Origin of the sequence: Halopseudomonas maritima (assembly GCF_021545785.1) — a bacterium.
GTDB classification, from domain to species: Bacteria; Pseudomonadota; Gammaproteobacteria; order Pseudomonadales; family Pseudomonadaceae; genus Halopseudomonas; species Halopseudomonas maritima.
On sequence record NZ_CP079801.1, the window covers coordinates 1413643 to 1438936 of the forward strand.

Below are 25294 nucleotides of genomic sequence, written 5' to 3' on the forward strand. Positions count from 1 at the left end.
TCTCAGTCGGGGGTGTGGGGTTGCGGGTAGGGCGCAAACGTGTTGCTGTCGTAGGTCATCAGTGTCACCAGCTTGGGGTGCACGAAGAGCTTTTCCTTGCCGGCGGTTATTTCGCTTAACACGCCAACGTCGCAGAGCTGCTTGAGGTAAACAGACGCGGTCTGGCGCTTGGCGATCTGGCGCTCGACTAAGTCACTAATGCGGCAATAGGGCTGTTCGAAGATCAGTTGCAGCAGCTCATGGCTATAGATTTTTGGCAGGGCGCTGCGCACATGGTCGCTGGTGTGCTCCATCAACTGGCGGATGGACGCAATCTTGGCACAGGTCCAGATTGAGGTTACCTCCACGCCCTTGAGCATAAAGACAATCCAGGCCTGCCAGTCAGCATCGCGGGTTACCTGGGTGAGCACGCGGTAATAGTCCTGCTTGTGCTGCACGATATAGCGGCTCAGATAGAGGATGGGCAGCGTAAGCAGCTGCTTTTCTATCAGGTAGAGCACGTTGACGATGCGCCCGGTGCGGCCGTTGCCGTCCAGAAAAGGGTGGATAGCCTCGAACTGGTAATGACTCACGGCCATTTTGATCAGCGGGTCGGTATCATCGGCGGCGTGCAGAAACTGCTCCCAGTTGGCGAGCAGGTCACGTATGACGGCCTCGCCCACCGGTGGGGTATAAACCACCTCGCCGGTGGTCTGGTTGGCGATAACGGTGCCCGGTATCTTGCGCACGGTCATGTCCTGCGCCTTGAGGGTGCTGCAGATGTCGGTTGCGGTAGTCACGCACAGCGGGCGCTGTTGCAACTGCCGGAAGCCCTGATACAGCGCGGTGCGGTAGCGCAGCGCTTCCTTGGTGGCAGCATCGGCAGCGCTGTCTTCCTGAGCAAACTGGAACAGCCGATCCATAGTGGTGACGATGTTTTCAATTTCTGAGCTGTCTTTGGCTTCCAGCAAGGGCAACAAATTGATCAGCAGGGTTTGGTTGGGCAGCAGCTCACCCGCCTGTTTCAGCTCTGCCAGCGCCGCGCGTGCACCGATGCAGGCTTTCAGCACCGGAATGCTTTCCAATGCCTGCGGATCGGGTGGCAGCAGCGGCAGGCTGTTGTAGGGTTGCTCGGGGTGCCAGGTCATGTTCAGTCAGCCGGGTTATGTCGACAGGTTGAGCAGTGTATGTCGATGCTATCGACACAACAAGCAAACATGTCGATATTTTTAAATAATTTCGACATGAATTCCCGCGCGCTATTTCAAGTTACGGCCATTAATGAAATAGCGCTCGCTGTTATTTCAATATGAGGCCATGCCGGCCGAATCAGGCGACTGTTTGCGGCCACATCCCTTCGTTTAGCTCTGCCAGCACGCTATCAAGCTGACTGTTGAGCACCTTGTCGAGCTGCCTAGCGCCGCCGTGTTCGGCAAAGCGGTTGTTGACGAAGTCGCGGTCGATGATGACCTCATGCACCAGCTGTTTTGACAGCCGCTCCAGCCATTTGCGTTGCGCCGGCAGCCAGTTGTGGCTCTGATAGATGCGTTGCATGGCCTGGGCGACGCGCTGCTCGAAGGGCCGCAAGGGCTCACCAATGGCGGCGCGGCGAATATGACCGATGATGCTGGCGGCGATGTCCTGGTTGGTCTGGTTGCGCACGGCGCTTTGCAGATTGGCTTCGGTGTAACCGGCGCCATCGAGCAACAGGCGCACTTCCTTGAGTTGCTCGCGGGTGAGGTCGCCGGGGCGGTTGACTACCACCGACAGCGCCGCGCTCTGGTTGAGCTGCTCGCGGATAAAGGCGTTGAAGCTGTCGAGATAGTCTTCAGGCCTGCTGTGTGCGCCGTAGCTCTGGCTGCGCTCGCGGATTTCATCGTGGTGCTCGGAGAGAATCGGCTGGCGCTCGCTGCCCAGCAGTTCATTCACCTGCGCCAGTTGATTGAGCAGGCCGCTGTGCTGGTTGATGAAGACGGCGGCCTGCTGTGGGCCAAGGCTGTGCAGGTGGCGGTGCAGGCTTTTTGGCTCCACGCCCCAGAGGTCGTGCAGTTCAGCCAGTTTGTGTTTCAGCGGGGCGTTGGTTTCGGCCTTTTTGCCGGCCTTGCGCAGCACCCGCATGACCTTCTGGCTGAGCTGACTGAGCACCACGTCGGCCTGGCTCTGGTTTGGCTCATCGCCGGGGGCGTTGAGCGCGCGCTGGAGCTGCTCGGGGTCGGTCAGCTCTGTGACCAGCTGTTCCAGGGTGATGCTCGGGTCTTTGACCAGCGGCTGCATGGTGTTGACGTCGCTGAGGGCGGCGTAAATGTCTACCGGATCGAAGATGCGGAATACGGTTTTGCCGATCTCGTCGCAGCGGCGGGTGGCGCGGCCGATCATCTGCTCGTAGAGGATGCGCGACTTGACCCGCCGCATGAACACCAGATTGCAGATGGGCGGCACGTCGATGCCGGTGGTCAGCAGGTCAACGGTAATGGCGATGTTGGGGTAACGCTCGTTCTTGTACTGGCGGATCAGTTGCTCGACCTTGTCGCTCTGGCCGGTGATCTTGGCGACGGCGGCCTGGTTGTATTGGTCGGCGTAGAGGTCTTTGAAGGCAGCATCCAGCGCGTGCTTGACCATATCGGCGTGCCGGTCGGTGGCGCAGAAAATCAGGGTTTTCTCTTCGCCGAAGGGGTCCAGCTCCTGCACCAGTTGTTCACAGATCACGCGGTTGAAGTTGTCGTTGATAACCCGGCGGTTAAAGGCATCGACCTCGAAGTTGAGCTCGTCTTCCAGCTCGGCGCTTTCCACGGCGCCGGTGTGGGTGTTGATGGCGCTGACCTGTTCGCCCTTGGCGAAGTTGATGCCGTTTTCGCTCAGCAATGTCTGGTAGCGGATGGGCGGCTCGTGGTCGATCAGCCAGTCATCGGCGACGGCTTCACGATAGGAGTAGGTGTACACCGGTTTGCCGAAAATATCGCTGGTGTGTTTGGCCGGGGTGGCGGTCAGGGCGATCTTCACGGCGTCAAAATAATCCAGTACACGGCGGTAGCTGGAGAGGTATTGGCTGACATCACGAGTGGCCATCTCCCCGTCGGTCATCTCCTGATCGAGGGTGTAGCCGCGGTGGGCTTCGTCAATGATGATGCAGTCGAACTGGTCAATCGGCGGCGGGTTATCGCCCATGAAGATGCGCTTGACCATGGCCTGCACGGTCGCGATCTGAATGCGGGTTTCGGCTTCGGCGGCCATATCGCCCAGCTCGGCGACGTTATAAATCTGCGACAGGGTGCTGCTTTGTTCCAGCGGCGCATCGTGAAAGGCGTCGATGGCCTGTTGGCCGAGTGAGGTGCGGTCCACCAGAAACAGAATGCGCTTGAAGCGCTCGGCTTTCAAAAAACGGTACATCAGGCCGATGATGGTGCGGGTTTTGCCGGTGCCGGTGGCCATGGCCAGCAGCGCGGTGCGGATGTCTCTGGCCAGGGCGCTCTCTACGGCGACAATGGCCTTTTGCTGATAATCACGCAGTTTTAGATAGCCAAAGGGCTCGGCCTGCAGCTTTTGCTGGGCCTCTTCCTTGCTGCGCGTGAGCAGGCCCTGCAGACCGCTTGGGGTGTGAAACGCCTGCAGGGCGCGGCGGGTGTTGGCCGGGTGGCGCACGTCACGAAACCAGATGCCAGACTGTTCCAGCAACTGCGGCACAAACGGGCGGCCATTGCAGGAATAGACAAAGGGCACCTGGTAGTGACCGTCGCTCTCGTCTGGCCAGGCGATGGTGCGGCCGGCCTCCTGCCAGGCGCCGATCAGCGGTGGCGACACCTCAAGGCCTTTGCTGTAGCGCTCTGCCTGGGGAATCTTGCCGGAGACGTTGGTGTTTTCCTTCTTGGCCTCAACCACGGCGATGGGCGTCAGACCGGCAAACAGCAGGTAATCGGCGCGGCCCTTTTCGCCCTGGTAGCGCGTTGGCCACTCAGCGATGGCGATGTTCTTGCCCTTCTCCGGGCGGGTGCCGTTTTTCCAGGTCAGCGCTTCGCTGTCGGCCTGCCAGCCGGCGTCTTGCAGTTGCTGATCAATCAGGATGCGGGTGAGTGCTTCGTCCAGCACGATGTGCTGGGTCGCGGCCTGGGTATGGCGGCTCAGGGTTTGACGTTGAGCGGACTGGGCCTGCTCGTCTTGGCCGGCGAGCTGCGCCTGCAATGCCTTGAGCTTGCTTTCGTAGTCTTGCTGCTGTTGTTGCAGCGCCTGCTCGTGCGCGGCAGCCTGCTGGGCCAGCGCACGGGACTCCTCGTCCATGGCGTACGCCAGGGCCTGGTATTCATCCTTCTCTTTGGCGATCAGCTCGGTCAGTTGCTGGCTGGAGCCGAGATCGAGGTTGGCTTGCTGCAGCTCGCTCTGCAATTGACTAATGTCCGCCTGCAGTTTGCGCAACTGCTCGCTGGGGTCTGCCGGCGGTACGAAGGGGCCGGGTTTAAAGCGGGTACCGGCCTGGCCGAAGGATTGGTGAAACCAGATGGCGAGTTTGCGCGCCACCACCAGGCCGCTGATGGCTTCACGGTGCTGTGTTTTGAACTGGTGAGTAGCCTTGTTGCCTTCAATGCGCAGGGTGTGGAACAGCTCACGGACAACGGGTTCGAGCTTCAATTCGCGGTTGATACGATAGAGCAGGTCGGCCTGGGTGGTCTGTTCGTCAAAGGCGATGCCGGCCAGGGCGGCCAGATGCTGGGCGAGCGCTTCGCCCAGTTGGCGGAGTTTGATCAGGGTGGTGTTGGGGTCGCTGGCGAAGGCGCGCTCGGCGGCGCCAGCCAGCTCGACCAGCAGCTGGTCGTGCTCGGCCAGAAAGCCAAAATTGGTGGATTGCTCAGCCGCCCGCATTGTGTTCACGCTCCCTGTTCTCGACGCGCGCTCTACTTTGCATCATCCGGCCCGGTTTGTCGCCCTCCGCTCGGTTCGCGCGCCGCGTTCAAAACTCCGGATCAATCGTCAACAACAAGCGCCGCAGCCCAGCCGCCACCGCCGGGCTGCGGTGCACGATACCGCGCTCTTCGTTACCGACCCAGCCGCTGCCTTTAAGCAGACACACATCGCCTTCAGCCAGCTGCCGAATGGCGCCGGCATCACGCACCACTTCCGGTTTACCCGGCTCGGGTTTGCCCAGACCTGCACGGTTCACGGCCTGATCGGGTAGCCATTCGCTGCCGGGGCCGCTGTAGCTGGTTACCAGGCGCACCGGCAGGTTGTCGCAATGAAAACGCGGACACATGGCGCCATCGAGCAGGCGCATGCGAATGCCCACCGCTTCAACGTCGAACAAGCAGGCCACCGCCTCGGCCAGCAGGCGCACGTCGGCAATCAGCTGACCGGCTTGCTGCGGCGCGGGCATGCTGCGCGTCAGCGCCTGTTCCAGCGCCGCATCCGGTACGCCGCGCCAGGCCAGCTCCCAAGGCTGCGCCACGCACTGGGCCGCAATACTGGCCAGCAGTTGCGGCGCCAGCTGGCGCTGCATGATGGCGATGGTGATCGCCTCGTCGAACACCTCGGCCAAGACACCCAGATCACTCCCGCAGACCCAGTGCGATTCAGCTCTTCCCGCTTGCAATTCAGCAGCACCTGTCTGCATCAAGCTCCCCATCAGACACCTGCCGCCCAGGCCACGGCATCGTGCGGATGCAGGCTTTCCATATGGCACACCTGCGCCCTTGGCTCGCGCCACTGTCCCTGTCGCAGGGCGGCCTGAATGCGCCTGGCGGCGTCTTCGACGAACATCAGGTTCTGCCCGTTGAGCTCGGCAAAGGCCTGCTCATCGGCGCGTTTGACGGCGGTTTGCAGGGGCGTGCCCAGTGCAGCCTCTACCTGATCAACCAGCGCCAGCAGAGGCAGTTCGGCGTCTGCCTCATCCAGCGCCACCGTCACCTGCGCCTCGCTGCGCTGGCTGTGTGGAGTGGCCAGCGAGGCATGGCGCAACAACCAGTCGCTAACCGCCGCATGCGTCGGTGCTTCGGTCGCGGCAAACGCCTGGGCAAAGCCCTCGGCAACACGCCGGCGGGCCAGTGCAGCCGAGCACGGGCAGGTAGAGGCGTAGCCAATCTGTATCTGCATATCCAGGCGGAACTCGCCGTGCTGCAGGCTGGCATCGAGCTGCACGGGGTAGCTCTTCCAGCCGGCCAGATCCGGGCTGAGCAGGGCTGGACGCCGGCACAGCAGATCAAAACGCAATCCGATCCGCGCGCCGCGGCTGTGACAGTCTGCCTGGCTGTCGACCATCTCCTGCAATGCCATGCGGATGCGTACCGGGGTCAGCACGACCGGCGGCGCCAACCGCTCCAGCAGCCGATACAGGCGTGACATGTGAATACCCTTGATGGCCGGGTCGGACAGATCAACCTGTACATCAGCACGGGCATGCACCTGCGCCTGATCCCGGGCCGGGCGCAGCGGCAAATCGATACCCTGCATGCCCACCCACTGCAATGCACCGGGCGTGGCGGCAGCGTCGGTCAGCGAGACGTCCGGCAAGCTCAGGCTGCTCATTACTCCCAGCCCTCGAACGGATTGGGCCAGCTCTCCCATACGGCGGGGCCCTGCGCCATTTCCTCATCGTTCAGCAAGCAGGCGTCCAGCGCGGCGCACAGTGCTGACGGGTCCATCTGCATGCCAATCAGCACCAGCTCCTGGCGGGCATCGCCCACTTGCTCATCCCATTTACTGCGAATCAAGGCAACTGACTCCGGGTCATCCGGCCACTGCTCGGGCGGCACCGCTGCCCACCAGTAGCCCGCCGGGCCGTGCCGCGCGACGGCACCGGCCTGCGACCATTGACCGGCCATGGCCGGCGCGCTGGCCAGCCAGAAGAACCCCTTGGAACGCACTACGCCTGGCCACTCACTATTGACCAGGGTGAAGAAGCGCTGCGGGTGGAAGGGGCGACGGGCGCGGTAAACAAAACTGCCAATGCCGTACTCTTCGGTTTCCGGCGTGTGGCTGCCGCGCAGCTCCTGCAACCAGCCCGGAGCCTGGGAGGCCGCGGCAAAATCGAACAGACCGGTATCGAGCACTCGCTCCAGCGGCACCTGACCAAACTCGGCCATCTCGATGCGCGCGCGGGGGTTGAGGCTGGCCAGAATGGCAATCAAGCGGTCGCGCTCTTCGGCGCTGATCAGGTCGGTCTTGTTGACCACGATGACGTCGCAAAACTCCACCTGCTCGATCAGCAGATCGACCACGTTGCGCTCATCTTCTTCGCCCAGCGACTCGCCCCGCTCCTGCACGCTGTCCTGCGAGCTGTAATCACGCAGAAAGTTAAAGCCATCCACCACGGTGACCATGGTGTCGAGCTGAGCCACCTCGTTGAGGCTCTTGCCGTCTTCGGCCTCAAAGGTGAAGGTCTCGGCCACCGGCAGTGGCTCGGAGATGCCAGTGGACTCGATTACCAGTTGATCAAAGCGTCCTTCGGCCGCCAGCCGGGAGACTTCTTCCAGCAGGTCTTCGCGCAGGGTGCAGCAGATGCAACCATTGCTCATTTCCACCAGTTTTTCATCAGTACGCGACAGCTGCGCGCTGCCATCGCGCACCAGCGCGGCGTCAATATTCACTTCGCTCATATCGTTGACGATAACCGCCAGGCGACGGCCTTCGCGGTTATTCAGCAGGTGGTTGAGCAGCGTGGTCTTGCCGGCACCGAGAAAGCCGGACAGCACGGTAACGGGAAGTTTGCGGGCTGCGGGCGCAGACCGGGCGAGATCATTCATCGGGTATTCCTCTGAGCAGGCATGAGCAGCCTCACCAGCGCACTCTGCTGGGCGTTTCGATGGAGGCCGCACTAAATGTTACGTTATAACAATAACGCAAGCAGAGCAATAAGGCCCTGACGTACAGACCAGACCGGGAGGGCAAACAAGAACAGCGCACTGAAACGCAAACAGCCTCCATTGCGGAGGCTGTCTAGGGGGTAGCGGAGCGCCTTAGATCAGGCGTCGCTGATATCGCTGGCGTCGTGACGCTCGGCGACCTGCTGGGCTTCATCGCCCCACACGCGATTGACGCGGCGCCCCCGCTGTACAGCAGGTCGCGCGGCAATCTCGGCGGCCCAGCGGCGCACATGCGCGTACTCGTGCACAGAAAGAAATTCAGCGGCCTCATACAGAGCACCTTCTACCAGCAGCCCGTACCAAGGGTAGATGGCGATGTCAGCGATGCTGTACTCATCACCGGCCATATAGCGGTTATCGGCCAGATGGCGGTTGAGCACGTCCAGCTGACGCTTCACTTCCATGGCAAAGCGGTTGATCGGGTACTCGAACTTGGCCGGTGCGTAGGCATAAAAGTGGCCAAAGCCACCACCCAGGTAGGGCGCCGAGCCCATCTGCCAGAACAGCCAGTTCATCGCCTCGGTGCGCTTGCCGTGGTCCGTCGGCAGCAGCGCGCCGAACTTCTCCGCCAGATACAGCAGGATCGAGCCAGACTCGAACACCCGCGTCGGCGGGTTGGTGCTATGGTCCATCAGCGCCGGAATCTTGGAGTTGGGGTTCACCTCCACAAAGCCGCTGCTGAACTGATCACCCTCATTGATGCGCACCAGCCAGGCATCGTACTCGGCACCGCTGTGGCCCAGCGCCAGCAGCTCTTCGAGCATGATGGTGGCCTTGACGCCGTTGGGCGTGGCCAGCGAATACAGCTGGAACGGGTGCTTGCCGACCGGCCGGTCCTTGTCGTGGGTCGGGCCGGCAATCGGGCGATTGATACTGGCAAACTTGCCGCCGCTTTCGCTATCCCAGGTCCAGACCTTGGGGGGGGTGTAGCTGTTGTCAGTCATGCAATGTCTTCCTGTGTTCTGAAACCAGTCAGCAAAGGGTAGACGAAGCAGCATGTCGAGCTACCGGCGACAGGTCAATGCCGAATTCTGCAGCACCCTTGCGCATCCATGCGATACGCAAGGGCGACAACGGACCTAGACCGACTCTGTCGCCGGCAGTTCGGGACGACGGCCGTAACGCTCGGCCAGCACCGCGCAGACCATCAGCTGAATCTGGTGGAACAGCATCAGCGGCAGAATCAGCGTACCCAGCGCCCCCCCGGCAAACAGCACCTGCGCCATCGGCACACCGGTGGCCAGACTTTTCTTGGAGCCGGCGAAGATGATGGTGATGCGGTCTTCGACGTTAAAGCCCAGACGGCGACCCAGCCAGGCAGTCAGTCCCAGCACCAGCGCCAGCAGCAGGCAGCACGCCACCACCAGCCCCAGCAGCTCGGTCAGCGGTACGGTTTGCCAGATCCCCTCAACCACCGCATGACTAAACGCACCAAACACCACCAGCAGAATCGAGCCCTGATCCACGCTCTTCAGCCAGCCCTTGTTACGCGCGACCCAGTCACCAATCCAGCGACGGGCAATCTGGCCAGCGATGAACGGCAGCAGCAACTGCACCACAATCTTGCCGATCGCATCCAGGGTATTTGAATCACCGGCCTGAGCGCCCATCAGCAGCAGCACCAGCAACGGCGTGACAAAAATACCAACAAGGCTGGAGGTCGCCGCGCTGCAGACCGCAGCGGCCACGTTGCCGCGGGCAATCGAGGTAAAGGCAATGGCCGACTGCACGGTGGCGGGCAGTGCGCAGAGGAACAGAATGCCCAGATAGAGTTCATCCCCTACCAGCGGCACCAGCGCCGGCTTGAGCAGCACGCCCAGCAGCGGAAACAGGATGAAGGTGCAGGCAAACACCAGCAGGTGCAGACGCCAGTGGGTCATGCCGGCAATGATGGCCTCACGCGACAGCTTGGCGCCGTGCATAAAGAACAGCAGACCGATCGCCAGGTTGGTCAACCAGTCGAACGCCTCGGCAGCCTGCCCCTGAACCGGGAACAGGCTGGCGGCAATCACCACCGCTATCAGGCAGAGAGTCATGTTGTCGGGAAGAAAGCGTGGTCGTGCCATGGTTGGTATCTCGTTTTCGTTATAGATGTTGCGATGCGCAGGACAGCAGTCTACTGTCTGCCCACCCGACCGACTAACGCGATTGGACAGCACAATGTCGACAAACAGACATAAGCACCTGAACCTGCGCGCCGTACCCGACCTGCCCGGCCTGCCACGCCCGCTGTATGCGCGCACCGAGTCACTAGCCCGCAGCACCACGACCCACTGGCACAGCCACCCGTGGGCGCAGTTGTCCTACGCCATTTCCGGCGTGCTGTCGGTGCATACCCGCAACGGCCGGTTTCTCGCACCGCCGCAGCGGGCGATTCTGGTGCCGCCAGACCTGCCCCATGCGGTGATCAGCTCGCCCGATACCGAGATGCGCAGCCTGTACATCCAGCGCGACGCCATGCCTTGGCAGGCCGGCCGTTGCGCGGTGCTGGAGATCAATCCGCTGACCCGTGAGCTGATCAACCAGTTCGGTCGCATTCCGGTCGAGTACGACGAAAGCAGCGCCGACGGGCGGCTGGTCGCCGTGCTGCTCGACCAGCTAACCGCCGCGCGCGACACCGGTCTCTACCTGCCATGGCCTGATGATTCGCGTTTGCAGCAGGTGTGTCAGGCGCTGTTCGATACCCCCGAACTGGCGCTGACCTTGAGCGACTGGAGCGCACAGTTGGGCTGTTCCGAGAAGACCCTGACCCGCCTGTTCCAGCGCGACACGGGGCTGAGCTTTCGCGCCTGGCGGCAACGCCTGCGGCTGCTCAGTGCCCTGCCGATGCTCGAGCGCGGGGAGCGAGTGACCGACATCGCACTGGCCTGCGGCTACGACTCCACCTCGGCCTTTATCGCCGCGTTTCGCACGCAAATCGGCGTCACGCCCAGCCAGTTCAGTAGCCTCCATACCTGACTCGACAGTCAGCCGGCAGCGCCTAAGCTCATAGAAGAACAGATAGCAAAATCCCGCAGAGGCCCCTCCATGAAAAAAGCGACACCCGTGCTACTCGCCAGCCTGACGCTGGCAGCCATGCTCAGCACCCCCGCGTTCGCCACCTCACCTACTCCCCATGTGCCGGCGGCCGAACCCGGCTACGAACAGCAGGCGGCCAGCGCCACCCAGCTGCTGCGCAAAGCGGTTGCCGCCTACCGCGAAGAGGGCAACGCCGCCTTTGCCCGCTTCAGCCGTCAGGGCGAATTCGTCGATGGCGATCAATACGTCTACGTGGTCGACGAGAACGGCTACATGCTGGCCAGCGGCGGCCCGTCTGCCGCGCTGATCGGCCGCGACATCAGCCCGCTGCTGGACCCGGAACTGCGCGATACCTTTGCCTCCGCGCTACAGCAGCCGGCGTCAAATGACATCTCCAGCGCGGAATATCGCTGGATGAACTGGAGCGACGGCAAGGTCGAGCGCAAGCATGTGTTCTATCAGAAGGTCGACGGCAAGACCTTTGCTGTTGGCTACTATCTGCCGCGCTCCAGCGAAGCCGCCGCCAAGCAACTGCTGGACGACGCCGCCGCCGCGATCGAGTCGGACGCCGAGGCCACCGTCAGGCGCATCAACCGGCTGGACCCCGAGTTCAACCGCGATGACCTGTACGTGTTTGTGGTGGACATGGACAGCATGAACATGGTCGCCCACGGCTACAGCCGCCGGCTGCTCAATATTCACTTCCCGGATCTGAAAAACCGCGAGGGTCTACGCGTCGGCCAAACCATTCTGGATGCGCTGGAGGCGGGGCAAGACAGCGTGACCTACACCTGGCCCAACCCGGTGACCGAGCGGCCGGAAGAGAAGAAAACCCTGATCCGCAAGGTCGACAACTATCTGGTGGCGGTGGGTTATTACCAGGAGCCTGCAACCGAGTAGGCCTGCCAGGCTGGTGACGCCCGTCATCAGCCTGCTTTGAGCTAGCGCAACTGACTGTCCTTACTGGCACTGCGATTGTAGCCGGCATCAACTCGGCCGTTTTTCTCCTGTTCCGCCTGACAGGCAAGACACAGCCGCACACCCGGCAACGCGACGCGCCTTGGCTCGGCAATCGGCTCGCCACACAGTTCACAGTGACTCAGGCTTTCCCCCTTGGGCAGATGCTGCCGGGCCCGCTCGACAGCCGAATCGAGCGTTGCATCGATCTGCTCCTGTACCGCACCGTCCTGCGCCCAACCGCTGGCCATAACACCTCCCGAATCACTCGTCGAAAGCCGCCTGTAACAACAATGGCAGCACCTTGCCTGCCGCGCCAGTGAGCAGCCATTCGTTGCCGCCACCCAGCGCCTGCGGCTGCGGGTTGATATGGACAACCGTCGCCCCGGAGCTCAGCGCGATCTCGGGCACCTGCGCAGCGGGATACACCACACCGGAGGTGCCAACCGACAGCAGCAGGTCGCAGTCCGCCGCCGCTGAAAATGCAGCCTCAAGCGTATCGAACGGCAGACTCTCACCGAACCAGACTACACCTGGCCGCACCTTCGCGCCGCAGTGCTCGCAACGCGGCGGGGCAAGACGCCGTCCTTCTGCTGGCTCGGTCGGCGGCTCAGCCGACATCCTGAACGGTTCAGCGCACAGGCTGCACCGCGGCTGGTGCAGACTGCCGTGCAAATGCAGCACATCGACACTGCCGGCGCGCTCATGCAGGTCGTCCACATTCTGGGTGACCAGCGTCAGCCGCGGCACCCGTTTGGCCAGCTCTGCGATGGCACTATGGCCAGGGTTGGGTGAGGTGCCAAGCACCTGCATACGCCGCGCTTCGTACCAGCCCCAGACCAGCTCCGGGTCATCCTCAAAGGCCTCTGGGGTTGCCAGTTGCATGGGATCAAAGCGCGACCAGAGTCCGCTCAACGCATCACGAAAGGTGGCAATGCCACTCTCCGCCGACACCCCGGCGCCAGTGAACACCACCACATGTCGCGCCTCACGCAAGCGCGTCAGCAGCGTCTGATCAAATTGCATCGCTCTCACCTCCCGGGTTGCTCAGTCGGCAAACACAACGCCCGACAGCGGCACCCCCATGGCCACCTGGTGGAAAGCACAGGTACCCGCGCTCTCGCCGGCTGCCCCTGCTACCACGTGCAAGGGTAACAGGTGCTCGGCGTCCGGATGAGCCAGTTGCGCACCCGGCGCCTGCTGCCATTTAGCCAACGCGGCGTCGCGCTCTGCCTGCGGCAGCATGACAGTCGCCTGCAGCCACTTGTCGAAGGCGCGCACGGCCGGTGCCGGGGTCGCCAGGCTGGCGCGCATCAGCGGAATGTTGTGAAAACTCATGCCGCTGCCGACGATCAAAACGCCCTGCTCGCGCAGCGGCGCCAGCGCACGGCCCAGATCAAGATGTGCCTGCGGGTCCATATCGGCGCGCAGTGACAACTGCAGCACCGGGATATCCGCTTCGGGGCGTACCAGCTTGAGCGGGATGAAGACGCCATGATCAAGCCCGCGCTGATGCTCGAACGCAGTGTCAAACCCCGCCTGGCCCAACAGCTCGGCAACCTCGGTTGCCAGCTCCGGCGCTCCCGGCGCCGGCCAGGTCAGTTGATAGGTATGCGGCGGAAAGCCGTAGTAGTCGAACAGCAGGCCGGGAGCGGCCTGGGTATTGAGGGTAAAGATCGGTTCTTCCCAGTGGGCGGAGATCACCAGCAAAGCACGGGGAGCGACGCTCAGGCTCGGCAGCAGATTGCGCAGCCAAGCCTCCATGCCCTGCCAGGTGTCGGCCGGCTCCCACTCCATGAAGAAGCAGGGACCGGCGCCATGGGGAAGAAAGACCGTCGGCAGTCGATTGGCAGACATGATCAATCCTCCAGCAAATGAGTCATCAGATACGCAAGCCCAGGCGTGCATCCAGCGAGAAGCGGTCGCCGCCGCGCAGGAAGATGCCAAAGGTCGTCAGCGCCCACAGCAGCGGGTATTCGACGCCGCCATCAGTCCAGAAGAAGCCGTTGGCCGTGTGCACGGTCAGCGCCACACCGAGCAGAAAGGTGACCGCCAGCGCCGCCGGACGGGTCAGCAGCCCCAGCACCAGCGCCAGGCCACCGAAGAACTCGACCAGCCCCGCCAGCAGCGCAAACAGAATGCCGGGAGACATGCCCAGCGAGCCTTCGAAGAACTGACCGGTGGCTTCCAGGCCGTAACCACCAAACCAGCCAAACAGCTTTTGCGCGCCGTGCGGCATCAGCATCAGGCCTGCGCTGATACGAATCAGCGGATAACCCAGCGGAGCCAGGCGCTCGAAGATGGCCAGGCCAGGCCAGGGGTTACGGTGTTTTGGTTGCTCATGATGTGTCTCCAAAAAGTTGCAGTGAGTTGATGGAGAGCAGACTATTCTGGTTTCCACATCTCGCAAAGACTGCAAAAAAGGAACCCATGGTTAACGAAACGGAAACCCTTGGTGGCTCACTGGAGGACCTGCACGCCTTCTGCGCGGTCATCGAGTTTGGCACCCTGTCTGCCGCCGCCCGTGAACGCGGCGAGACCAAGGGCAGCATCAGCCGCCGATTGTCTCGGCTGGAGCAACGTCTGGGCGTGGCGTTGCTGGCTCGCACACCCCGCTCGGTCAGCGTTACGGAAGAGGGCACCGCGTTCTACCTCAAGGCCCGTGACGCCCTCGCCCTGCTTGCCGATGCCAGCGCCAGCGCACGGGCGGCTCAGGATGTACCGGCCGGGCACCTGCGCCTGACTGCGCCGCTGGACCTTGGGGTCGGCGTACTGCCGCCGCTGCTGACCCGGTTTCGCGCGCTGTACCCGCAGATCGACATCGAGCTGTTGCTGACCGACACCCCGCTGGACCTCAGCGCGCACCGCATTGATCTGGCGCTGCGCGCCACCCCTGGCAACCTGCCGGACATGAGTTATCGTGCCTCAGCGCTGGCGCACTTTCGCATCCAGTTATACGCCGCCCCGCAGCTGGCGATACCAGAGCAGCCGCAAGAGCTGAGCAACTATCCGGTGCTGGCCTGCCGCGAGCAGGCCGGTGCCACGACCCTTGAGCTGGAAGATGAGCGCGGCCGACAAACCACCCTGACCATCAAGCCAGTCATGCGCACCAACGACTTTGCCAGCGCGCTGCAGCTGCTACGCCACGGCGCCGGCATTGGCCCGCTGCCAGACCTGATCGCCCGTGAATCGCTGGCGCGTGGCGAATTGGTCACGGTGCTGCCGCAGTGGCAAATCGCCCGCGGCACGCTCTACGCCATCAGCCTGGGCGGTGCTCAGGCTCCAGCGCGCGTGCGGCTATTTCGTGAGTTTCTGCGCCAGCAGTTGGGTCCGGATTCACACACTGGTTAAACTGACAGGCAGAAACGTCGTAACGGAGTCACCATGCAGATCGAGCTGATCGAGATTCGCGACCACCTGAGTCGCTTCCCGCCCTTCGATGAGCTGCCCGAAGAGGTGCTCGACGAAATCGCCCGTCAGGTGGAGGTCGGCTACTGCAAGGCCGGCACGCAGATTCTTACCTTCAACCAGGAGATCCACGAACTGCACTACGTGCGCAGCGGCGCGGTGGACATCTTTCGACGCAACGGCGACCTCTACAACCGCCTGAGCGAAGGCGATATCTTCGGCCACTTCGGCCTGCTGGGACGCAACCGCGTGCGCTTTCCGGCCAAGGCCATTGAAGACACACTGGTCTACTACATTCCCGGCACCCTGTTTGATCAGCTCTGCGAGCAGCACGAGCACTTCGCCGACTTTGTCGAGGCCGAAGGCCAGTCACGCCTGAAGGCGGCAGTTGAAAACGGCCGTGCCAGCGAGCTGATGAAGATCAAGGTGCGCAAACTGATCTCACGCCTGCCCGTCACCGTGCCACTGACCACCTCGGTGCAGGAAGCCGCACGCACCATGACCGAGCAGAGTGTGTCATCGCTGGTGGTCATCGATCCGCACAGCCAATGGCCCAACCCGGATCGGGTGCCGGTCGCCGAGCCGCACCACGGCGTGATGGTCGGCATCATTACTGACCGCGACTTCCGCACCCGGGTGCTGGCCGAAGGCTTGAGCGGCGACACGCCGGTATCGGCCATCATGTCGCCCAACCCGATTACCGTGCAGGGTGACGACACCGTGTTCGAAGCCATGCTCAGCATGCTGCGCAACAACATCCATCACCTACCGGTGGTGACCCGGCGGCGGCCCATCGGGCTGATCAATCTCAGCGACATCATCAAGTACGAGTCCCAGAGCAGCCTGTACCTGGTCAGCGCCATCTACAACAAGCAGTCGGTCGAAGAGCTGAAAAGCCTGCTGCCGGACGTGCGCGCGACCTTTGTGCGCATGGCCCGCGACGAAGCCAGCGCGCACATGATCGGCAGCGCCATGTCCGGTATCGGCCGCAGCTTTACCCAACGCCTGCTGGAGCTGGCCGAAGACCAACTCGGCCCGCCACCGGTGCCCTACGCCTTTATGGCACTCGGCTCCATGGCCCGCGACGAACAGCTGGTGGTCACCGACCAGGACAACGCACTGGTGCTGGATGACCGCTTCAATCCGGCCGAGCACGACGACTACTTCTTGCAACTGGCGACCATCGTCAGCGACGGCCTGGCCGCCTGCGGCTACAGCTACTGCAAGGGCGGCATCATGGCGACCAATCCCAAGTGGCGGCAGCCGCTATCGGTCTGGCGCGGCTACTTCAACGACTGGATCGATCGCCCAAAACCCGAGGCGCTGCTCAACAGCTGCATCTTCTTTGATCTGGATGCGGTCTACGGTGAAAGCGCGCTGGTCGAGGAGCTGCAGGAACTGCTGGCCCACCGCGCCAGCAGCAACGAGCCCTTTCTCGCGGCGCTGGCCCGCAACGCCCTCAATCGCACGCCGCCGCTGGGCTTTTTCCGCACCTTTGTGATGGAGAAGGACGGACGTCACAAGAACGTGATCAACCTCAAGCGCCGAGGCACCGCGCCGCTGACCGACCTGATTCGCGTACACGCTCTGGCCTGCGGCTCGCGCGCACAAAACTCTTTCGAGCGCCTGGACGCCATTGCCGCGACCAAGCTGATGCCGCCGGAGGCGCTGGAGCGGCTGCGCTACGCGCTGGAATTCCTGTCACTGGTGCGCATACGCCACCAAGCGGTCGATATCGAAGACGGTATGGACCCGGACAATGACGTGGAGCCGGAGAACATCCCCGCCGCTGAACGGCACAACCTCAAGGAAGCGTTTCAGGTGCTCAGCAACGCCCAGAAGTTTCTGCGCTTCCGCTACCCGCACCTGCCGGTCACCCGCACCCTATGATTCGCTTCAACCCAGCCGCCCCCGACGGCCCCGCCATCGACTGGACCAACGAGCTGGCGCGCCGCGCTGCGCGCAGCCGTCATCCGGCACTGCAAGCGTTCTACCAGGCCGGCTGCGCCACCGGCGACACGCCACTGGAGTCCGTGCCTCTGGTCGCCCTGGACATCGAAACCACCGGGCTGGACGCGCGGCGCGACGCCATTGTCAGCATTGGCCTGGTGCCCTTTGACCTGCAACGCATCCGTTGTCGCGACGCGTTTTATGAGGTGGTCAAGCCCACGACAGCACTGAGCGAGGAGTCGATTACCTTTCATCGCATTACCCACTCGGATATTCGCCAGGCGCCGCCCATGACGGCAGTACTGGACCGTGTGCTGAAGGCCATGACCGGCAAGATCATGGTGGTGCACTACCGGGCCATTGAGCGCGCCTTTCTGGATCGGGCAGTGCAGCAGCATCTGGGCGAATCGTTCACCTTTCCGGTGATCGACACCATGCAGCTCGAAGCGCGCCTGCACCGGGGCAGCGCCCAGCCAGGCTGGCTGGCGCGACTGTTCGGCCGCAAGATCGAATCCATCCGCCTGGCCGACAGCCGCCTGCGCTATGGCCTGCCGCCCTACTCCGCACACCACGCCCTGACCGACGCGCTGGCTACCGCCGAGCTGCTGCAGGCGCAGACCCTGCATCACTACAGCCCGACCACCGCCCTGCGCGAGCTTTGGAGCTAAGCCTGTTCAGCCCGGCAGCGAGCGCATCTTGCCCGGATTGAGCAGCGAGTGCGGGTCATTGGCGGCCTTGCTGGCCAGAATTGCCGGACTCAGGGTGCCGCCATGCTTGCCATCTTCGAGCATGAAGGTGTGACTGTTGTTGATTTTGATACCAAGCGACTGGTGCAGCGCCATGATCTCGTTCAGGCGCTCGTCCGTGCTGTAACGCACCAGCGGCAGGCCGGTGATCAGCGGCTGCTGATTGCCCAGGCGAATAAACTCCAGGTGCGTCAGCACCTCATCGCCTACCAGCGCGTTAAGCTCCGCCAACTGCTCCAGCACCCGGTCTATCGCGTAGTTGGTCTGCAGGTTGGTAAAGCTCTTGTCGTGCTTGAGCGCCTGCAGGGTCGAGTGATTCCAGCAGTGTTCCATCAGCGTCAGGCCGCTGGCCTGCATCTGGGCAAAGGTCTGCATCCACAACTGGCTGCCACCATGTTCGGCCAGTAACTCTGCCAGCGGCTGACGGTTGTGCGGCGCCACCAGGGCCATAACCAGAAAGTGCCCCGCGGGCTGCTCGAACCGGATATCACGGAAGTAGGATGCCGCCTTGCTGTCATACAGCGACAGCTCACGCTTCTCGATGCCAGCCGCATCCAACAAGGTGCGACAGAAGCCATAGGCCGCCTCGATACTGGCAAAATCCAGCAGATATTCATCCCAGTCGCGGGCCGGAGCCAGCGCCAGCTCAAGGTCCAGCAGGATACCGTTGGTGCCATAAGTGTGGTGATAGGTCAGCAGCTCCTCGCCGCGTAGCTCCAGCACCCGTGGTGTGGCCTCAATGGTCAGCACGCGAATCGCCTGCACCGTACCGGAGGTGGAAACAGGTCCGTAGTTGATCGAGCCAATGCCGCCAAAGCCACCAGCAAACAGCCCGCCGATACTGGCCGCGCGGTAGGTCGAAGGCATGCAGCGCAGCTCCCAGCGGCGCTCACGCACCAGGGTTTCCAGCTCGCCGATTTTCATCCCCGCCTGCACTCGCACCAGCCCATCGCAGAGCCACTGCAGCTCGGTGCAAGCCGTCATATCGATGACCACACCGCCTTCCAGCGGCACCGCCTGCCCGTAGTTGCCGGTGCCTCCACCGCGCACGGTCATCACCACGCCCAGTTCAACGCAGGCACTGACCAACGCAACCAACTCCGCCTCGTTGCGTGGTTTGACCACCAGATCAGCCAGCTTGTCAGCCAATTGCGGCACCAGCATCGGGCTGAACCAGTAGAAATCACGGGACAGCCGTTTGATGTGGACCTTGGAGGTGATCCAGTCCAGCTCCGGGAGCCTTGCCTGCAGCGCGCTCAGCGCCTCACTTGAAGTCATTTCTTTCCATCCTATTGCACCGGCGCACGCCGGAAGGACTCCAGCGCGCACCGTCTGTTTAGGGCATGACCGGGTTCTGTTTGACGAACTCGGTGGTGTAGACGTCCTGCAGCGACACCTTGTCGGTATCCACCAACTGGTTCTCTAGCAGCATGTCCCAGGTCGCCTGCATGCGCTCATCAGTGATGACACCGATGCCCTGAGCTGCCGCGTCACCGCCGGCGACCATGCCGCTGCTGCGCAGGCGCTCCAGCGCGAAGGCCAGCTGCTCGCTGCTCATCTCCGGGTTTTCTTTCTGGATCACCGCATTACCGGCCGCAGGGTCGGTGATGTAGCGCTTCCAGCCTTCACGCGAAGCATCCAGAAAGGCCTGCACCTGTTCAGGGTGCTGCTTGATCAGCTCGTCGCTGCAGGCAATCGAATTGCCGTAGGGCGGGTAGCCCTCCTGTCCGAGCGAGAACACGTTGAACTCAACCCCTTCGCGCTGCAGCGCAAACGGCTCGGAACTCATGTAGCCCTGCTGCGCCAGCGAGTTGTCGGCAATAAAGGGCTGCACGTTGAAGGTGTAGGGGCGGCTCATGGCGTCGGTGAAGCCGTACTGACTCTTCGCCCACGGCCACCAGGATGAGTGCGCGCTGGACGAGATCAGCACCTTGCGGCCTTCCAGTTCGGCCAGAGAATTCACATCCTTGTGGGTAATGATCACCGTCGGGTCGTACTGAAAGCTGGCACCAACCATGGTCAGCGGAATGCCCTGCTGCCGCGCCATCACGGTGCCGATGTCGTCCTTGATGATGCACTGCGCCTGCCCCGCCGCCAGCAGCTGCGCGGAGTTCACCTGCGGCCCGCCCATGCGAATGGTGACATCCAGCCCCTTGTCCGCGTAGAGCCCGTCGGCCAGCGCCTGATAGAAGCCACCGTGCTCGGCCTGGGCGTACCAGTTGGTGATAAAGGTGACCGGGGTCGCCGCCTGCGCGCTGGCGCCGCCTGCGGCTGCCAGCAGCGCGGCCAGCGTTGCGATTCGCTTGGCCCGGTTACGCGTGTTACCTGTTGCTTGCATGACTCATCTCCTGTCGCTTGAACGTTATGAACCTGACAAAACTCAGCTACGTGACTCGATGTGACCGCGGTACTGGCTGCGGCCCCAGGTCTCCACCTCGCGCTCAACCCAGCGCGCCTGATGTACTTCAGTGATGGCCTGTGCCCACTGGCTGCTCAGTTGCTCCAACAACTGCGCGCCCTGCTCCGGGGTCGCGCCGGTCGGGTTGCCAATCACCCCCGACGGCCCAAAGTCACGCGCGGTCCAGGCCGCGGCAGGCCGTGTGGCGGACAGCGTCGGACAGGGGAATGGCGGTGGGTAATGCGCCTCGGCGCGCTCCATGCGCAGGGTCTCGGGCGCCAGCTGCATCAGCAGCGCGGTCTCGCCGTGGCCGGCGTGCATGCCTAGCTGTCGCTCCTGCTCAGGCATGAAGCTGCTATCAAACTTCACGCTCCAGGCCGAGCGCGGTATGACCATAAAATCGCCGTGCCGCAAACGCAGCTCGCGCGCGGCCATCTCCAGCGGCTGCGGCTGGCCACCGTGGGCATTGACCATGATCAGCTTGCGAAAGCCGGCGCGATAAACCGACTCGCCAATTTCCTGAATGGTGTGCAGCAGCAGCTCGCCGGTCAGCGTGACGGTGCCGGGAAAATGCAGGTGCTCATCCGACTTTCCGTAGGTAATAGCCGGCAGCGCGTAGGCCGGAATCTCGGCCGGTAGCCGCTCCAATGCCTTGCCAACCACACCCGCAGCAACAATGGAGTCCACCGCGCAGGGCATGTGCGGCCCGTGCTGCTCAATCGCGCCGACCGGCAGCACGATGACGGTGTTGGCTTTGTCGGGCAGCGCGTCGATATCGGTCCAGCTCAGGTACGGCAGAAAGCGTTCTGCGGGGGTATAACCGTGCAGCATCATGACTCCTTGGTGCCGCCCAGCGGCAGGTAGGCGGTGGCTTCCACTTCGATCAGGATGTCCTCGGTCGGCAGCATCGCGCTGACCTCAACGACCGTCGAGACCGGCGGCTCACCGGGGAAGAAGGTACGACGCACAGCGCTGTACGCCGGAAAGTGGTCGAGGTTGCGGAAGTACTGCACCAGCTTGAACACGTCGCTCATCTGGCCGCCCTCGCGCTCGATGATCTGGCGAATCGCATCCAGCACATACCAGCTCTGCGCCAGAATCGGCCCCTGCTTGATATCGCTGGAAAACTCGCCGGTGCGGCCCAGGCTGTCGGCAATCTCGCCTGGAATATCGTCAAAGCCGCGGACGATCAGTCGGCGCGCCGGATCAACCGCAATCACCCCCGACAGAAAGATAAAATCGCCCACCCGCTTGGCGGCGGCGTAACGCGCCAGCGGCGCGCCGTTGGTTGCATCGTTGCTCATCATTCACTCCTGAAACGCAAAGGGTTCAAAGCGCCAGCGTCATACGCGGCGAGCGGCAACTGCCGCAGCAGACTGCGATGTATTCGCTGCGGTCCTCGTCATCCAGGCACTGGTCGCCGTGCAGCGGCTCGCCGTCGCTCCAGGCCACCACGCAGCTGCCACAAATGCCCTGCTCACAGTTGGTCTCCGGCGCAACGCCAGCCTGGCGCAATGCCGCGAGCATGGAGCCGCCGGCCGGCACGTCGATGTCCAGCCCGCTGTCGCTCAAGTGCAGCTGAAAGCCGGCTTGCACGCTGGTCTCACTGCCGACAAAGGCCTCTTCGTGCCACTGCTCGGCAGGTAGGCCAGCGCACTGTTCGCGTACCCGTGCCATCAGCCCTTGGGGGCCGCAGCAGTAGACGTGGGTCTGAGCCGGTAGCCCCGCCAGCAGAGCATTCATGTCCAATGTCTCGCGGGGGTTGCGCACCAGCTCGACCGGCCAACCAGAAGCAGCCAACTGCTCGATAAAGGGTGAGCTGCCCGTGCTGGATACCGCCACCACGAAGCTGAACGGCAACCCCTGCGCCGCCAGTTGGTGCGCCATGGCCATCAGCGGGGTCAGCCCCACGCCGCCACCCACCAGCAGGTGGTGCGCAGCCTTCGGCGCCAGCGCAAACAGGTTGTTGGGCGCACTGGTCGGCAACTCGACACCAATGCGCGCCAGCGCGTGCAGCGCCTGCGAGCCACCGCGCCCCGACGTCTCGCATTTCACGGCGATCTCGTAATGGCTCAAATCAGCGGGGTTACTGCACAGCGAGTAAGCACGGCAATGCTGCTCGTTGATCTGAATCTGCAGGTGCGCACCGGCCTCGAACGGCGGCAGTGACTCTCCCGTCGGGTGCTGCAGACGCAGACGCATGACATCCGAGGTGAGCATCTCGCAGGCGGCAATGCGCAGCGGGTTGAACTGGACTGAAAACATACATTGACCAAATAGACTGTACACTTGGTCAAACTAACTGCATAACGCATGCCAGCGGAATACCGCAGGGCTATTTCTAACGTTATTCAGGGTCGGAGGATGGGGAAAATCAGGTGCTCAGACCGGCACCGGAGAGCACAAACTGTACAAGCTCCTGCTCGATTTTCTGGCGGGTTTGCGGCGCCGTCAGCGGCGACTCCAGTAGCATCTCTGCCTGCAGGGTGTAGTCGGAGTAATACTGGGTCAACGCCCAGATATGCATGATCAGCAGGCGGCCGTCGAGCGGGCGCAGCGCGCCGTCGGATACCCAGCTGTTGATCTTCGCAACCTTGGCATGCGTTGCCTCCATGGCGCCCGGCCAGTAGTTCTCCAGCCGCGCCCCGCCGCTCAGCACTTCCATGGTGAAGATCCGCGAAAGCTCCGGGTTTTCCAGCGCGTAGTTCAGCTTGACCCGCACAAACTCGCTCAACGCCTCGCGCGGCGTCAGCTCCGGCTCGGCGCCAAACACGAAGAAGTTGCGCCAGCTCTCCAGCACCATGCTCAGCACCTGCGAGTAGAGCGCTTCCTTGTCTTCGATGTAGTAGTGCAGTTGCGACTTCTTGAGCTGCGCACGTTCAGCGATCGCCTGGGTCGATGCCCCCTGAAATCCGTGCTGACTGAACTCGGCAATCGCCGCATCCAGAATCTTGCGCATGATTTCCTGGCGGCTCTGCTTGGAGCGCTCCGTTCGCATATCTACTTTTGCCACAATTGCACCATTTCAGTGAATAACCGTCGCCCGACGCGCCATCAGAAGGCGCGCTCTAGCCGGGGCCGCGCGGGCGAGCCTTATCCTACCCTGCGCGCCTGATACAAACAAAAAAGGCCAGTCTTCCACCTGGAAGACCGGCCTTATGCAAGAGGTTGCCAAGCCCTTAACGCGGCTCGGTCATCAACCCCTTGATGATGGCGATACAGCCCACCAGCAGTACGATGGTGAATGGCAGGCCGGTAGATACCGACATCGCCTGCAAGGCGGCCAGGCCGCCGCCCAGCAACAATGCGATGGCTACCACGCCTTCGATGATCACCCAGAACACCCGCTGCGGCACCGGCGCATTGACCTTGCCGCCAGCGGTGATGGTGTCAATCACCAGCGAGCCGGAGTCCGAGGAGGTTACAAAGAACACGATAACCAGAATGATGCCGACAAAGGAGGTGATCGCCGTCAGCGGCAGCTCACCGAGCATCACGAACAGCTTGAGCTCCAGGGCTGCGTCCTGCACACCGGTGAATCCTTCGGTGATGAACTGGCCGATGGCGGTACCGCCGAACGCGGTCATCCACAGTACCGATACCAGAGACGGCACCAGCAGCACAGCGATCAGGAACTCACGTACAGTGCGACCGCGGCTGACGCGCGCGATAAACATGCCGACGAAGGGCGACCAGCTGATCCACCAGGCCCAGTAGAAGGCGGTCCAGCCCTGGGTAAAGTTGGCGTCTTCACGACCTATCGGGTTGGACAGCGCCGGCAGGTTGGTTACATAGGCCAGCAGGTTGTCGAAGAACCCGGCGGCAATCGCCAGGGTCGGGCCAACAATGATGACAAAGCCCATCAGCAAGATGGCCAGCACCATGTTGATCTCAGACAAACGCTTCACGCCCTTGTCCAGCCCGGCCACAACCGAGAGCAGCGCAATGCCGGTAATGCCGACGATCAGCAGCACCTTGGTGACGTTGCCAGAGCCCAGATCGAACAGATAGTGCAAACCCGCCGTCGCCTGCTCGGCGCCAAACCCCAGAGAGGTCGCCAGACCAAACAGGGTGGCAAACACCGCCAGGGTATCGATCACGTGGCCCGGCCAGCCCCAGACTCGCTCACCCAGGATCGGATAGAAGATCGAGCGAATGGTCAGCGGCAGCCCCTTGTTGAAGGAGAACAGCGCCAGCGCCAGTGCCACTACCGCGTAGATCGCCCAAGGATGCAGACCCCAGTGGAAGATGGTCGCAGCCATGCCAAGACGCTCGGCAGCAGCCACATCCCCCGCAGCGCCGCCCAGCGGCGCCCAGTCGGTGCGCAGTCCGTCCTCACCAACGCTGACGCCACCCAGCGAGGTTGAGAAATGCGACATCGGCTCGGATACGCCGTAAAACATGAGGCCGATGCCCATACCGGCAGCAAACAGCATGGCAAACCAGCCGAGATAGCCGTAATCAGGCTTGGCATCCATACCGCCGATGCGCACCTTACCCAGCGGCGAGACGATCAGCCCCAGACACAGCAGTACAAAGATATTGGCAGCGCCCAGGAAGAACCAGGCCAGGTTGCCGGTCAGCCAGTCGCGCAGCGCAGTGAACAGCGGTGCGACTTCAGCCTGCAGCGCCAGGGTAATCACCACAAACAGCACCACACTCAGCGCCGAGATGGTGAACACCTTGCCGTGGATGTCCAGGTTGAAAACAAAACTGCCAGAAATGTTGTCCTGACCAATAACGTAATCAGTATCGATCAGATTAGCCTCGCCGGTCGGTGCCGGGATGCCGTCGTGGCCGCTCGGGTCGGCCGCTTGGTCGTGATCATGCAATGGTTCTTTCGCCATCTGTATGCTCCGATGCTGCATTGCAGTTGCAGGCTAATGCCCGTTGACGTGCCACCAGCGCCCAGACGCGGTCCGGCGGCAACGATTGAAACCCCCAGGGGGTATTGAAAATGCACCTTGCGGTGCGCGGCGATGACATCGTTTTAT

Annotated in this window: 23 protein-coding genes; 5 read left to right on the forward strand and 18 right to left on the reverse strand. The window is 62.6% G+C overall.

Features of this window, described 5'->3' with window-relative positions:
• Positions 1-2: 2 nt before the first annotated feature.
• The 7 genes from fic to HV822_RS06435 all read right to left on the reverse strand — a co-directional run bounded on the left by fic (position 3) and on the right by HV822_RS06435 (position 9889).
• Positions 3-1127 (reverse strand): protein adenylyltransferase Fic, encoded by a 1125-nt coding sequence (fic, locus tag HV822_RS06405; RefSeq protein WP_238872912.1) that lies wholly within the window; start codon positions 1125-1127, stop codon positions 3-5.
• A gap of 181 nt (positions 1128-1308) precedes the next feature.
• Positions 1309-4830: a type I restriction-modification system endonuclease gene (hsdR, locus tag HV822_RS06410; protein ID WP_238873557.1), complete on the reverse strand. Its 3522-nt coding sequence runs from the start codon at positions 4828-4830 to the stop codon at positions 1309-1311.
• A gap of 88 nt (positions 4831-4918) precedes the next feature.
• The gene (locus HV822_RS06415) at positions 4919-5575 is read right to left on the reverse strand and encodes a DUF1826 domain-containing protein (RefSeq protein ID WP_238872913.1); all 657 of its coding nucleotides are present in this window, start codon (positions 5573-5575) and stop codon (positions 4919-4921) included.
• Positions 5576-5586: 11 nt separating this feature from the next.
• A complete protein-coding gene (folE2, locus tag HV822_RS06420; RefSeq protein ID WP_238872914.1) occupies positions 5587-6486 on the reverse strand; it encodes a GTP cyclohydrolase FolE2 in 900 nt (299 codons plus the stop codon).
• Positions 6486-7703, reverse strand: a complete 1218-nt coding sequence (zigA, locus tag HV822_RS06425) for a zinc metallochaperone GTPase ZigA (RefSeq protein ID WP_238872915.1) — start codon at positions 7701-7703, stop codon at positions 6486-6488. The genes folE2 and zigA overlap by 1 nt, the downstream gene beginning before the upstream one ends.
• A gap of 218 nt (positions 7704-7921) precedes the next feature.
• Positions 7922-8767: a glutathione-dependent disulfide-bond oxidoreductase gene (gene yghU / locus HV822_RS06430; RefSeq protein ID WP_238872916.1), complete on the reverse strand. Its 846-nt coding sequence runs from the start codon at positions 8765-8767 to the stop codon at positions 7922-7924.
• Between the two features lie 135 nt (positions 8768-8902).
• The gene (locus tag HV822_RS06435) at positions 8903-9889 is read right to left on the reverse strand and encodes a bile acid:sodium symporter family protein (RefSeq protein ID WP_238872917.1); all 987 of its coding nucleotides are present in this window, start codon (positions 9887-9889) and stop codon (positions 8903-8905) included.
• A gap of 94 nt (positions 9890-9983) precedes the next feature.
• Here HV822_RS06435 and HV822_RS06440 point away from each other — a divergent pair, with 94 nt between their 5' ends.
• Both HV822_RS06440 and HV822_RS06445 read left to right on the forward strand, forming a co-directional pair.
• A complete protein-coding gene (locus HV822_RS06440) occupies positions 9984-10781 on the forward strand; it encodes an AraC family transcriptional regulator (protein ID WP_238872918.1) in 798 nt (265 codons plus the stop codon).
• A 69-nt stretch (positions 10782-10850) separates the two neighbouring features.
• Positions 10851-11741 carry a cache domain-containing protein gene (locus tag HV822_RS06445; protein ID WP_238872919.1) on the forward strand — a complete coding sequence of 297 codons (891 nt, stop codon included), beginning with the start codon at positions 10851-10853 and terminating at the stop codon, positions 11739-11741.
• 41 nt (positions 11742-11782) lie between these two features.
• On the opposite strand, the gene HV822_RS06450 is transcribed toward HV822_RS06445, so the two are convergent.
• Genes HV822_RS06450 through HV822_RS06465 form a run of 4 tightly spaced genes read right to left on the reverse strand, consistent with a single transcriptional unit; the run spans position 11783 to position 14106 of the window.
• Positions 11783-12049 carry a DksA/TraR family C4-type zinc finger protein gene (locus tag HV822_RS06450; protein ID WP_238872920.1) on the reverse strand — a complete coding sequence of 89 codons (267 nt, stop codon included), beginning with the start codon at positions 12047-12049 and terminating at the stop codon, positions 11783-11785.
• 13 nt (positions 12050-12062) lie between these two features.
• Positions 12063-12824: an SIR2 family NAD-dependent protein deacylase gene (locus HV822_RS06455; RefSeq protein ID WP_238872921.1), complete on the reverse strand. Its 762-nt coding sequence runs from the start codon at positions 12822-12824 to the stop codon at positions 12063-12065.
• A gap of 21 nt (positions 12825-12845) precedes the next feature.
• Positions 12846-13655, reverse strand: coding sequence for a DODA-type extradiol aromatic ring-opening family dioxygenase (locus HV822_RS06460; protein ID WP_238872922.1), 810 nt, complete (start codon positions 13653-13655; stop codon positions 12846-12848).
• A 25-nt stretch (positions 13656-13680) separates the two neighbouring features.
• Positions 13681-14106 (reverse strand): DoxX family protein, encoded by a 426-nt coding sequence (locus tag HV822_RS06465; RefSeq protein ID WP_238873558.1) that lies wholly within the window; start codon positions 14104-14106, stop codon positions 13681-13683.
• Positions 14107-14228: 122 nt separating this feature from the next.
• On the opposite strand from HV822_RS06465, the gene HV822_RS06470 reads away from it, so the two are divergent.
• From HV822_RS06470 to HV822_RS06480, 3 genes are read left to right on the forward strand one after another with little or no spacing between them, the layout of a single operon-like run.
• Positions 14229-15149 carry a LysR family transcriptional regulator gene (locus tag HV822_RS06470; RefSeq protein ID WP_238872923.1) on the forward strand — a complete coding sequence of 307 codons (921 nt, stop codon included), beginning with the start codon at positions 14229-14231 and terminating at the stop codon, positions 15147-15149.
• A 33-nt stretch (positions 15150-15182) separates the two neighbouring features.
• Entirely contained in the window at positions 15183-17096 is a 1914-nt protein-coding gene (locus HV822_RS06475) for a DUF294 nucleotidyltransferase-like domain-containing protein (RefSeq protein ID WP_238872924.1), read from the forward strand.
• Positions 17093-17824 (forward strand): 3'-5' exonuclease, encoded by a 732-nt coding sequence (locus HV822_RS06480; protein WP_396265074.1) that lies wholly within the window; start codon positions 17093-17095, stop codon positions 17822-17824. Before HV822_RS06475 ends, HV822_RS06480 begins: the two co-directional genes overlap by 4 nt.
• A gap of 6 nt (positions 17825-17830) precedes the next feature.
• On the opposite strand, the gene HV822_RS06485 is transcribed toward HV822_RS06480, so the two are convergent.
• The 7 genes from HV822_RS06485 to HV822_RS06515 form a co-directional block, all read right to left on the reverse strand.
• The gene (locus HV822_RS06485; protein ID WP_238872925.1) at positions 17831-19180 is read right to left on the reverse strand and encodes an FAD-binding oxidoreductase; all 1350 of its coding nucleotides are present in this window, start codon (positions 19178-19180) and stop codon (positions 17831-17833) included.
• 58 nt (positions 19181-19238) lie between these two features.
• Entirely contained in the window at positions 19239-20240 is a 1002-nt protein-coding gene (locus HV822_RS06490) for an ABC transporter substrate-binding protein (protein WP_238872926.1), read from the reverse strand.
• A 42-nt stretch (positions 20241-20282) separates the two neighbouring features.
• A complete protein-coding gene (locus HV822_RS06495; protein ID WP_238872927.1) occupies positions 20283-21131 on the reverse strand; it encodes a creatininase family protein in 849 nt (282 codons plus the stop codon).
• Entirely contained in the window at positions 21131-21604 is a 474-nt protein-coding gene (locus tag HV822_RS06500) for a RidA family protein (RefSeq protein ID WP_238872928.1), read from the reverse strand. The genes HV822_RS06495 and HV822_RS06500 overlap by 1 nt, the downstream gene beginning before the upstream one ends.
• A 25-nt stretch (positions 21605-21629) precedes the next feature.
• Positions 21630-22565 (reverse strand): PDR/VanB family oxidoreductase, encoded by a 936-nt coding sequence (locus HV822_RS06505; RefSeq protein WP_238872929.1) that lies wholly within the window; start codon positions 22563-22565, stop codon positions 21630-21632.
• A 109-nt stretch (positions 22566-22674) separates the two neighbouring features.
• Positions 22675-23298, reverse strand: a complete 624-nt coding sequence (locus HV822_RS06510) for a TetR family transcriptional regulator C-terminal domain-containing protein (protein WP_238872930.1) — start codon at positions 23296-23298, stop codon at positions 22675-22677.
• Positions 23299-23479: 181 nt separating this feature from the next.
• Entirely contained in the window at positions 23480-25147 is a 1668-nt protein-coding gene (locus HV822_RS06515) for a BCCT family transporter (RefSeq protein WP_238872931.1), read from the reverse strand.
• Positions 25148-25294: the final 147 nt, after the last annotated feature.

Bases quoted from the DNA above. Each gene is read 5' to 3' on its own strand.
- fic (WP_238872912.1), bottom strand. From the start codon at position 1,127: ATGACCTGGCACCCCGAGCAACCCTACAACAGCCTGCCGCTGCTGCCA.
- hsdR (WP_238873557.1), bottom strand. From the start codon at position 4,830: ATGCGGGCGGCTGAGCAATCCACCAATTTTGGCTTTCTGGCCGAGCAC.
- HV822_RS06415 (WP_238872913.1), bottom strand. From the start codon at position 5,575: ATGCAGACAGGTGCTGCTGAATTGCAAGCGGGAAGAGCTGAATCGCAC.
- folE2 (WP_238872914.1), bottom strand. From the start codon at position 6,486: ATGAGCAGCCTGAGCTTGCCGGACGTCTCGCTGACCGACGCTGCCGCC.
- zigA (WP_238872915.1), bottom strand. From the start codon at position 7,703: ATGAATGATCTCGCCCGGTCTGCGCCCGCAGCCCGCAAACTTCCCGTT.
- yghU (WP_238872916.1), bottom strand. From the start codon at position 8,767: ATGACTGACAACAGCTACACCCCCCCCAAGGTCTGGACCTGGGATAGC.
- HV822_RS06435 (WP_238872917.1), bottom strand. From the start codon at position 9,889: ATGGCACGACCACGCTTTCTTCCCGACAACATGACTCTCTGCCTGATA.
- HV822_RS06440 (WP_238872918.1), top strand. From the start codon at position 9,984: ATGTCGACAAACAGACATAAGCACCTGAACCTGCGCGCCGTACCCGAC.
- HV822_RS06445 (WP_238872919.1), top strand. From the start codon at position 10,851: ATGAAAAAAGCGACACCCGTGCTACTCGCCAGCCTGACGCTGGCAGCC.
- HV822_RS06450 (WP_238872920.1), bottom strand. From the start codon at position 12,049: ATGGCCAGCGGTTGGGCGCAGGACGGTGCGGTACAGGAGCAGATCGAT.
- HV822_RS06455 (WP_238872921.1), bottom strand. From the start codon at position 12,824: ATGCAATTTGATCAGACGCTGCTGACGCGCTTGCGTGAGGCGCGACAT.
- HV822_RS06460 (WP_238872922.1), bottom strand. From the start codon at position 13,655: ATGTCTGCCAATCGACTGCCGACGGTCTTTCTTCCCCATGGCGCCGGT.
- HV822_RS06470 (WP_238872923.1), top strand. From the start codon at position 14,229: ATGGTTAACGAAACGGAAACCCTTGGTGGCTCACTGGAGGACCTGCAC.
- HV822_RS06475 (WP_238872924.1), top strand. From the start codon at position 15,183: ATGCAGATCGAGCTGATCGAGATTCGCGACCACCTGAGTCGCTTCCCG.
- HV822_RS06480 (WP_396265074.1), top strand. From the start codon at position 17,093: ATGATTCGCTTCAACCCAGCCGCCCCCGACGGCCCCGCCATCGACTGG.
- HV822_RS06485 (WP_238872925.1), bottom strand. From the start codon at position 19,180: ATGACTTCAAGTGAGGCGCTGAGCGCGCTGCAGGCAAGGCTCCCGGAG.
- HV822_RS06490 (WP_238872926.1), bottom strand. From the start codon at position 20,240: ATGCAAGCAACAGGTAACACGCGTAACCGGGCCAAGCGAATCGCAACG.
- HV822_RS06495 (WP_238872927.1), bottom strand. From the start codon at position 21,131: ATGCTGCACGGTTATACCCCCGCAGAACGCTTTCTGCCGTACCTGAGC.
- HV822_RS06500 (WP_238872928.1), bottom strand. From the start codon at position 21,604: ATGAGCAACGATGCAACCAACGGCGCGCCGCTGGCGCGTTACGCCGCC.
- HV822_RS06505 (WP_238872929.1), bottom strand. From the start codon at position 22,565: ATGTTTTCAGTCCAGTTCAACCCGCTGCGCATTGCCGCCTGCGAGATG.
- HV822_RS06510 (WP_238872930.1), bottom strand. From the start codon at position 23,298: ATGCGAACGGAGCGCTCCAAGCAGAGCCGCCAGGAAATCATGCGCAAG.
- HV822_RS06515 (WP_238872931.1), bottom strand. From the start codon at position 25,147: ATGGCGAAAGAACCATTGCATGATCACGACCAAGCGGCCGACCCGAGC.